Source organism: Thermaurantimonas sp., from assembly GCF_046299575.1.
GTDB lineage: Bacteria > Bacteroidota > Bacteroidia > Flavobacteriales > Schleiferiaceae > Thermaurantimonas.
This window is the reverse complement of record NZ_JBKBHX010000011.1, coordinates 1-9,447: the sequence shown is the minus strand read 5'-3', so window position 1 is coordinate 9,447 and position 9,447 is coordinate 1. Positions and strand designations below refer to the sequence as shown.

The 9,447-nt window shown below is 37.7% G+C and carries 9 protein-coding genes; 7 read left to right on the top strand and 2 right to left on the bottom strand.

Annotated elements, in window-relative coordinates; genetic code table 11:
- The 3 genes from fabZ to ACK4EX_RS11570 all read left to right on the top strand — a co-directional run.
- Positions 1-368 (top strand): 3-hydroxyacyl-ACP dehydratase FabZ (fabZ, locus tag ACK4EX_RS11580; protein ID WP_409772998.1); only part of this gene is annotated, 368 nt, incomplete at its 5' end.
- A 5-nt stretch (positions 369-373) separates the two neighbouring features.
- Positions 374-1,186, top strand: a complete 813-nt coding sequence (gene lpxA, locus ACK4EX_RS11575; RefSeq protein WP_409772996.1) for an acyl-ACP--UDP-N-acetylglucosamine O-acyltransferase — start codon at positions 374-376, stop codon at positions 1,184-1,186.
- A complete protein-coding gene (locus ACK4EX_RS11570) occupies positions 1,149-1,763 on the top strand; it encodes an ATP-binding cassette domain-containing protein (protein WP_409772994.1) in 615 nt (204 codons plus the stop codon). Before lpxA ends, ACK4EX_RS11570 begins: the two co-directional genes overlap by 38 nt.
- Here the strand turns inward: ACK4EX_RS11570 and ACK4EX_RS11565 are convergent.
- Positions 1,757-2,563 carry an alpha/beta fold hydrolase gene (locus ACK4EX_RS11565; protein ID WP_409772992.1) on the bottom strand — a complete coding sequence of 269 codons (807 nt, stop codon included), beginning with the start codon at positions 2,561-2,563 and terminating at the stop codon, positions 1,757-1,759. The genes ACK4EX_RS11570 and ACK4EX_RS11565 overlap by 7 nt on opposite strands.
- Positions 2,560-4,899, bottom strand: a complete 2,340-nt coding sequence (locus ACK4EX_RS11560; protein WP_409772990.1) for a TIM-barrel domain-containing protein — start codon at positions 4,897-4,899, stop codon at positions 2,560-2,562. The genes ACK4EX_RS11565 and ACK4EX_RS11560 overlap by 4 nt, the downstream gene beginning before the upstream one ends.
- Positions 4,900-5,052: 153 nt before the next feature.
- Between ACK4EX_RS11560 and ACK4EX_RS11555 the strand changes: the two genes are divergently transcribed.
- From ACK4EX_RS11555 to ACK4EX_RS11540, 4 genes are all read left to right on the top strand, one after another.
- On the top strand, positions 5,053-6,606 hold the full coding sequence (locus tag ACK4EX_RS11555) for a hypothetical protein (protein ID WP_409772988.1): 1,554 nt from the start codon (positions 5,053-5,055) through the stop codon (positions 6,604-6,606).
- The gene (locus tag ACK4EX_RS11550; RefSeq protein WP_409772986.1) at positions 6,603-7,943 is read left to right on the top strand and encodes a DUF5723 family protein; all 1,341 of its coding nucleotides are present in this window, start codon (positions 6,603-6,605) and stop codon (positions 7,941-7,943) included. The genes ACK4EX_RS11555 and ACK4EX_RS11550 overlap by 4 nt, the downstream gene beginning before the upstream one ends.
- Before the next feature lie 108 nt (positions 7,944-8,051).
- On the top strand, positions 8,052-8,762 hold the full coding sequence (locus tag ACK4EX_RS11545) for a hypothetical protein (RefSeq protein WP_409772984.1): 711 nt from the start codon (positions 8,052-8,054) through the stop codon (positions 8,760-8,762).
- Between the two features lie 91 nt (positions 8,763-8,853).
- Positions 8,854-9,348 carry a 30S ribosomal protein S16 gene (locus tag ACK4EX_RS11540; RefSeq protein WP_409772982.1) on the top strand — a complete coding sequence of 165 codons (495 nt, stop codon included), beginning with the start codon at positions 8,854-8,856 and terminating at the stop codon, positions 9,346-9,348.
- Positions 9,349-9,447 lie beyond the last annotated feature (99 nt).

Genomic DNA, 9,447 nt, shown 5'->3' with positions numbered 1-9,447 from the left:
ATATCGATGACCATTCAGTGATCGGTGTTAAATCAGTATCAATGAATGAGCCCTTCTTTGTAGGCCATTTTCCCGGAGCCCCAGTGATGCCTGGTGTATTACAGGTGGAGGCTATGGCCCAGGTAGGTGGCATTTTCGCGCTTAGCACGGTGCCCGATCCGCACAATTATCTCACCTATTTTCTGCGCCTTGATGAAGTAAAGTTTAAACAGAAAGTAGTGCCCGGCGATACACTTATTTTTAGACTCGAATTGATATCGCCTATTCGACGTGGTATAGTACAAATGCATGGGGAGGCCTTTGTAGGCTCCAAATTAGTGATGGAAGCTCAGCTCACTGCTCAAATTGTTAAAGAACGAAATGATTGATAGACATGACACAGCCTTTAGCCTACGTACACCCTTCAGCCAAAATAGCCGATAATGTAGTAATTGAGCCCTTCACTGTTATTCACAAAAACGTTGTGATCGAAGAGGGTACCTGGATCGGCAGCAACGTAACCATTTTCCCCGGTGCTCGCATTGGAAAGAACTGCCGAATCTTTCCGGGGGCAGTGATCTCGGCTATACCTCAAGACCTTAAGTACAACGGCGAAGATACCACTGCCATTATCGGCAATAATACCACCATTCGCGAATGCGTAACCATAAATAAAGGAACAAGTGCTCAAGGCTACACGAAAGTGGGCGACAATGTGCTCGTTATGGCTTATGCTCACATTGCACACGATTGCATTATTGGTAACAACGTCATCCTTGTAAATGGCACAACTCTGGCTGGTCACGTTGTGATTGATGATTACGCAATACTCGGTGGTCTGAGTGCAGTTCATCAATTTGTGCATATCGGCGCACATGCCATGATCGGTGGTGGTAGCCTTGTGAGAAAAGACGTTCCTCCATACGTTAAAGCCGCTAAAGAACCTCTCTCCTACGTGGGTATAAACTCCATTGGCCTTCGACGTCGAGGCTTTTCAAACGAAAAAATCAACCACATTCAAAATATTTACCGCATCCTCTTTCAAAAGAATTACAACTATTCTCAAGCTCTGGAAATCATCGAACTGGAAATAGAACCCTCTGACGAAAGAGATGAAATCATTTCGTTTATCCGAAATTCACAACGAGGAATCATGAAAGGCTACACCGTTGGAAAAAATAGTTCTAAAAGCGCAGAACCTTTCTAAAAGGTTTGGAAATCAACTCGTTTTCAAAGATTTTTCTTTCGAACTAGAAGGTCCAGGACTCTACGCCATTACAGGCCGCAACGGAAGTGGTAAATCAACCCTGCTCAAAATACTATGTGGACTACTTGCGCCCACCGCTGGTGAGGTTAAACCCTTGATTGATGGCGTGCAGATCACAGAACGTTTTACATCACTTATTTCAATTGCCACTCCTTATCAAGAGCTTCCAGAAGAACTGTCCTTAAAAGAATTAGTGGATTTTTACGCTGCCTTTCGCGCATTACAACTACCAAACACAGATGATTTGTATATAAATTTTCAGCTGCCAATTACAGGGCAAAAACCCATAAAAAGTTTTTCCTCGGGAATGAAACAACGCGTAAGGCTTGGATTAGCTATTTATACACAAGTACCCTTTCTTTTTCTCGATGAGCCCACTTCTAATCTGGATGCTACAGGAGTGCAATGGTATAAATCTCTTGTACTGGAGCAACTTCCAAAAAAACTCATCGTGGTTTCAAGCAATCATTTGCCCGATGAGTATCCAAATGCAAGAGGAATTTTCGAAATTCAATAGAGGTTTAAACCTTTTAAAAATTGGATGGCCTTTTCATTGAAAAATTCTGGCTGATCTACATTGCACACGTGACCACTTTTGGGAACTATTTCTAAATGCGAATTCTTGTGTTGTGAGGCAATGATTTGTACCGATGGCAAGAACATATAATCCTCATCACCCATCAGATAAAGCGTTGGATGTTTTGGTGGATTTTCCCTGAAAAGCTTCATCAACGGCTTAATCTGTGAAGTGATTTTTATCCAACGCAAAAACTCTTTTTGATAAATCTTCCTGGCTTCGTTTATAAATAAATTTCTGGATTTTTCATGCCTCTTTTTAGGCATTAAAATGTGTGCATAGATTTTATAAATCCAAATAAAAGGCAATATACGCTTTAAAGCATGAGCTAATCGCACAAGAATGCGGCTCCTCAGATTAAAGCGTATTACCGCACCACCTAACACCATTTTCTGCACCCGACCGGGATACTTTTCTGAAATTTCTCTTATGATAATGGTGCCTAAGGAAATACCCACAAAATGGGATTTTTCAATTTTTAAAAAATCCAGAAGTTTTATTACATCATCACAAATATCAGAAAATTGATACCCCTCTCGTTGCATCCAATTTTGGAAGGGATTTTTTGAATTTCCATGCCCGCGTAAATCCAGTAAAAGTATGTGAAAGTGCTTCCGAAAATCTCTCAACTGCTTGTACCAAATATTAGAACTACCCCCCGCACCATGAACCATGGTTACCCAATCTGCATTGGGATCGGAATGTTTAAAAACTTTATGGTACAAGACTTCAGTAGTCACATTGATACTTTTATTACCTTAATAATGGTCGATCGGTCTGTTTGTTTAAAATACGGGTCAAAGGATGACACCGGAGCTATCCACATCCACTCTGTGCTATAGTAGCTTGGCTTTTTTCCGTTTATTTCTAGCACATCTGACTCCGTGTATCCATGTAAGTACACTTCGGTTTTCGAAACATCAAAGTACATATTCCCTTCGACATGTTGTATTTTCCATTGGTGTACATTACCTGGAATAAATTCCCATTTTATTAAGGAATATTCACCATTTTTATATCCATATCCTTCGCCTTCATCGAGGTAAAATAATCCAGAAGAGGGTTTATTTCCTTTGTACAAGTGAAATTGATAAGGTCCTCTGAGCGTATTTTCCGCATTTTCGCTTGCTTCAGCACTCATCAGGGCATGACCTGCTCTAACAAATACCGGAATTCGATGTCGATGGAGCTCTACGACGTGTTCACCTTCAGCATATATCTTACTGGTAAACATGTTATAATAATCTCCCTCTGGCAACCATACCTTTCCATATGCTTGTCCTGGCAATACCGGGCAAACCAAGATGCTTGAACCCACATAAAACTGATGGCCATACGCGTGGCTAAAGGAACGCTCATCGTAATATAGTGTATAGGCCATAGGTCGATTCACAGGCTCATCGTAGATTACAGCTTGATAAAAAGCTGAATACAAATAAGGGAGCAGTTTGTAGCGAAGAGTAATAAAATTGCGACTGACTTCTTCTGCTTCCTCTCCAAAAGACCACGGCTCGTGATCGCGACTGTTGATCATAGAATGCCCGCGAAAGAAAGGATTAAAAGCTCCCACGGCAATCCATCGCATAAATAACTCGGGCCAACATTCACCGATGAATCCACCTACATCATTGCCACTGAAAAAATAACCACTTAGCGATAGGCTATTGATGAGACGCTGACCGAGCAAAAGATGTTCTTCGTTCGAAATATTGTCGCCTGTCCATTTCCAGGCGTAGCGCTGAGTGCCGGCAAATGCTGCCCTTGTAAGGGCAAAAGGCCTTTTGTCTGGTCGCAACTCTTTTTGAGCCTCATAGGTAGCTCTCACCATTTGCATACCATACACATTGTGTGCATGGAGGTGTGATGTGTGCTGCCCATCGTAAGTAAATCGAGTAAAATCTGGGAAGTTTTTTCCCCAAACGGCTGGTTCGTTCATATCATTCCAAAATCCGGCAACACCTTCTTCAAAGTGTGCTCTCATCTGGCGTTTCCACCAGTTGCGAGCTCTTTCATCTGTAAAATCAGGAAAATAGCATCTTCCCGGCCATGCTTCGCCTACATACAACTCTCCGTCTGGATATTTCACAAAAACATCTTCTTTTTTCCCTGAGTCACACGCAGCATAGCCATCTTCTACCTTAATGCCCGGATCTTGAATAATGACCACTTTAAAACCTTTACCTTTTAAATCGGCCAAAAACTTTTTGGGATCACTGAAGCGCTCCTTATTCCAAGTAAACACCTTATATTCGTCCATATAATGGATGTCGAGGTATAATACATCACAAGGAATCTTCTTTTTTCTAAATGTATCTGCCAAAAGCAGCAGCTCTTCTTCTGGATAATAGCTGTAGCGACATTGCTGGTAGCCAAGCGCCCAGACTGGTGGAAGCTCAGGTCGTCCTGTTAGGTCTAAATATTTGGAAATTATCCCCTTAACATCTCCGGTGAAAATGAAAAAATAATCGATATATCCATCTGTTGACCTAAAAAATGAAAATCGATCGTTTGAAGCTCCGAAATTGAAATCTGTTCGACAAGTGTTATTGACAAAAATTCCATAAGGCAAATGTCCATTAATGCCTATATAGAAAGGAATACTGCTATACAACGGGTCAAACTCCTGATGATAGGCAAAAGCATCCGTATTCCAATGCGTATATTGCCACCCTCTCCGGTCAATGGGTCCTGTTTTTTCACCTAAACCAATAAAACGTTCACCTTGCTGAAGCTCTTTTAGTACACTTATGCCATTTTCTTGAATTTGAATTCCTAAATCAGCGTCTCTATTGATTAACTCACCTTTAGTTGTATAAAAACTTATTCGAAACGGATTTTCGTAAATAATCGCCTTAAACTTACCGACATTCACTTGCAGCGATTCATCATTTACTCTTTGAATGTCTAATGGTCTTTTATCTTTAAAAACTGTGGAATATGGATTTTCAATTCTTTTTTTATTCCTTGTTATAAGTTGAATTCTCAATACATCTTCAAGCGGTTGAGTTATCACTACTTCAATTTCGCCGGACAATAATTGCAATATGTCTTTTGAAGGATCAGACGTAGAAGCCATGAAAATAGTAAGTTTTTTTGTGCCCTAAAATAAAGCCTTGTAGCATTAATCCTTACTAATCTTTGAGAGCAAATAAAATAAAAAACCGGGATTGTAATATCAATCTGCAATCCTAATAAATATCATGTTGTCTATTATACGGCATTTTTACATTTGATATCAAAAAATAAATCATGCCATGAAAATACCTGGCCTGCTAATATTTGTTGTACTGCTTTTTTTTTTTCGTGCTCTAAAGACAAATTTGATTTTAATTCTTTTAAAGACTTAGAGTTAAGCCCTGAACTCTGGTTTCCTTTTGGTGAAATTAGCTTAAAACTTTCAGACATCAAGCGAGATACTTCATTCATTTCAACAGATCAAGATGGCTTTATTACTATAATTCTAAAAAAAGATTCAATCTTAAGAACCAACTTGGCCAAAGCTCTGATTGTTCCCGACCAGGATACTATACCCTTAGCTGCGGTTACAGGCCAACAGATCACTGGTGATATTTCTGTTTCGCTATTCAACAATGCTGAAATAAAGAAAATCTACTTTGATACATTAGAGATTTCTTGGTCAATACCCTCAAGTGTTCCCCCTGGTGTAGAAATGGCATTACAGTTCATTCAATCACAGCATCAAACCGGAAATTTAACATTTCAAATTGACAATATAAATAATACACCTGGCATCTTTCATAAAACAATTTTTTACAACGGATACCTTGATTTGTCAAAAAACAATACATCACATAACACGCTTCAGCTTAACACTTCCGTGCTACAGTACCCTTCATTCATCCCTGCAGGTACTCCTATTCCTTTCTTTATAAATTTATCAAAAATTAAAATCGCAGGTATGGAAGGCTATATAGGAAGTAGCCTGATTGAATTACCTGTATTCAACAGTAACCTTAATATGAAAGGACTTGAAAAATTTAGAGAAGGCATCACGTTTAGTAATCCAAAATTGGATTTGTCGATTTTCAATAATACTGGATTAGAAATCGGTTTTCAGCCAAATATCTCTGGAGCCTCAGCTGCTGGAAGTGTTACTTTGCTACAGATACCCACAATTACAGTATCTAAAGCTCCTAATCCCGGTCTATTTTCTACTACTCAAGTTCAGCTAAATAACTCAAACAGTAATCTGGCAGAAATGCTCAAAAAATTACCAGAATTTTTAATAACAAGTGGCTCACTGCAACTGAATCCTAATGGAAAAGCAAACAATTTCCTTTTTAATAACAACGAGATAATAATAAACGGAATTTTTGAGATTCCTATGGAATTTTCTGCTAAAGATATGTACTTTGAAAAAGAAATATCAAACTTTAAATTTTGGAAATCTAATTCTACAAATTTACCTGAGTTTATTGAATTTGAATTTGCAAGTGAAAATGGATTTCCATTTGAGTTGTCTGTTTCAGCCATTTTTTTAGATTCCATCACAAACTCTGTTATAAGAATTTATAATGTTGATATTTTAAAACCAGCTACTGTTAACTCATCTGGCCGGGTGATTGCGCCCAATACATATGTATCAACATTAAGGATAAACGAAAACGATTTGACAGCACTTAATGCCGCAAAAAGTTTTTATTTGAGAGTAAAAATTAGTACACCAAATAACGGAAATCAATCGGTAAAAATATACGATTCGTATTACTTCAAAACAAGATTGGCTGCAAAAGCTAAACTTAAATTTAAGCCTGTGAGATGAAAAAGATTTTAATTGCTTTAATAATAATTTCTGGTGGATTATATGGACAAGTTCCTTATTCATTTTACACATTTTATCCAGTGGCACACACACAAATTGTTAATCCAGCTGCTCCAGTAAATGAAAAATTTACGCTAGGATTTGTCAATACAGGAATGATGATCGAGAATACGCCATTTCGCCCTATGGAATTCTTTTTAAAAACGAGTAATGTAAACGATGTATTGCGAAAATCTATTTCAGGAATGGATAATTCAGATTATTTAAATTTAGATGTTCGAACAGATCTGTTGTTCGTAGGTTTAAAAATTGGAAAATTATATTTTTCTGGTGGTGTTTATAATCAAAAATCTGTTCTATTCGGATATCCAAATAACTTGATGAGTTTACTCTATTTTGGAAATGCTCATTTTCAAAATCAAACTATCAATTTATTAGGAAATACAATTGATATTACAGATTATTCTGCTATTCATTTTGGTGGACAAATTCGATTAAAAAATTTAACTATCGGAGGAAGAATTAAACTCATAAATGGTATTCAGTCCTTTAGAACAGAATCTACGACTGCCCAGGTGAGTTTTTACGATACTGCATGGACGCTGAATACGGATGTGTTAATTCGAAGCAGTGGAGATTTTTCTGAATTTACTGAGAGAATGATTAACTACAGAACCCATCTTTCACCTGGCAGCACTGGAAACAATGGCTTTGCATTTGATATCGCTGCCAGTTATGACTTCAGCGATAAACTACGCATCTCAGCGGTGGTGGCCGATATCGGAAGCATTAAATGGAATGAACAATTAAAAGAGTACTACTCAAACGGCAACGTTAACTTCAATGGCTTGAATATCAATTTAGCTGAAGACGAACAAGTTGATTCATTCGATCAGATTATTGATTCAATCAATTCGGCATTAAATATTCAAGAAAGACCAGGTGAGAGCTACACTACTTCTTTACCAGCCAGGTTTTCTATTTTTGTGGACTATAAATTTTTCAAAAATCAAAGACTATCAGTTTTTGCTGATCTACGCAAAACTTCTATATCCAATATGTTGGCTTTCGGAGCACAATATCATATGCCTATAACAAGATGGCTTTATTTCATGGGTTCTTACACAGTTATAAACAATAATTTTTCAAACTTTGGGGGTGGTTTTATGTTTAAATTTTTGGGAATTCAGATATATGGTGTTACAGATCAAATAAATGCAATTTTAAATCCAGAACGATTAAACGCTATAAACTTTAGAATGGGAATTAATATCTCACTTTCTAACCCAGAATATTATAAAAGAAAAAGTTCTGCTCAAAATGAACTTAAAAACTAGAAAACATTTAAAATGAAAAATTCAAAAAGACATTTTTTGATACTCTTTTTTTCAGTTTTTTCAATTTATTCTTGCGAGGACGAATTTTTATTGCCTAGTCCGGAAAAGGTGGAAAACACTCAACTCTACGCTGAAGTCTTGGGTGAATTCCTATCGGTGTGGAGGCGAATTGACGAAGGTATTCGAAATCCAACTGTTGCTGCAGGTGGACAAGTTGTGATCGATCAAGCTACTGTGGTTAAAAATGGAAATATTTTATCTATCGACTACGGCAACATTCAAAAATTATGTGCCGATGGAAAGACGCGTAGAGGAAAGATAGAAGCAGCTATAAAAGGCGATTATGGTTTTACAGGTAGTTCAATAATAATTTCCTTTATTGGTTTTAGAGTTGACGACATTCCAGTTGATGGCTCTATTACGATTTCGGCGGTTTCATCTGACCCGCAATTCAATGTACATTCAACGAATTTTTCGTACAGAGATTACCTTTTAAATCTCAATTCCATCATGACTTGGCACAATGGATTCAATACGTACACTTTTATTGACGATACTCTTACTTTGACTTTACAAGGAACTGCATCTCGACAATCGAGAAACTTTACGCTAAAGTATGAAACAGATTCTCAAAACACCATAAAACTTGCCCTTGGCTGTAATTATAGAGTTGTAAAAGGTCTTTTGAATTTACGCATTGATAAAGATAGCTCATTAGTAAAATTTGATTTTATTGAGGCAGACGGGTGTAATGATCTCATAAAGGTTGAATTTGTAAACGAAAGATATAACACTTTTATAAAATTTTCAGGTTTTTGATTAGAACCTCCTAAAGATGAAGTTATTATTGTACATTTGTGCGCTGAAATAAGAACGTTTAACCGGGTTTCGCACCCAAAAAAACTCAAAAATGGCAGTAAGACTCAGATTACAAAGACACGGTCGCAAAGGACATGCATTCTACTACATCGTAGCGGCCGACAGCAGAAGTAGAAGAGATGGTAAATTCATTGAAAAGTTGGGAACCTACAACCCCAACACCGACCCAGCTACTGTAGAACTAAACTTTGAATCGGCTCTACGCTGGATACAAAACGGTGCTCAGCCCACTGATACTGTGCGCTCAATCTTATCAAAGGAAGGCGTACTTCTCAAAAATCATCTACTAAAAGGTGTTAAGAAAGGCGCTCTCACCGAAGAGCAAGCAGAAGAGAAGTTTAGTAAGTGGCTGGAAGAAAAAGCAGCTCGTATTCAAGCTAAAAAGCAACAATTACTTGCAAAGCGCGAAAAAGCAAAACAAGCTCGTATCGATGCTGAAAGAGCATATAACAATCAGCGCATCGAAAGGAGAAATGCAGCCGCAGCTGAATCTGCTTCCGAGAATTCAGCTACTGAAGAGGCGTAAAAAATGATTTATTTGGTTTAAGCCAGGTAGATATAATGGCTAAATCAGAATTTGTGCCTGTAGGTATAATTTTGAAACCACATGGTCTTAAAGGTCATG

Bases quoted from the DNA above. Each gene is read 5' to 3' on its own strand.
- lpxA (WP_409772996.1), top strand. From the start codon at position 374: ATGACACAGCCTTTAGCCTACGTACACCCTTCAGCCAAAATAGCCGAT.
- ACK4EX_RS11540 (WP_409772982.1), top strand. From the start codon at position 8,854: ATGGCAGTAAGACTCAGATTACAAAGACACGGTCGCAAAGGACATGCA.
- ACK4EX_RS11550 (WP_409772986.1), top strand. From the start codon at position 6,603: ATGAAAAAGATTTTAATTGCTTTAATAATAATTTCTGGTGGATTATAT.
- ACK4EX_RS11560 (WP_409772990.1), bottom strand. From the start codon at position 4,899: ATGGCTTCTACGTCTGATCCTTCAAAAGACATATTGCAATTATTGTCC.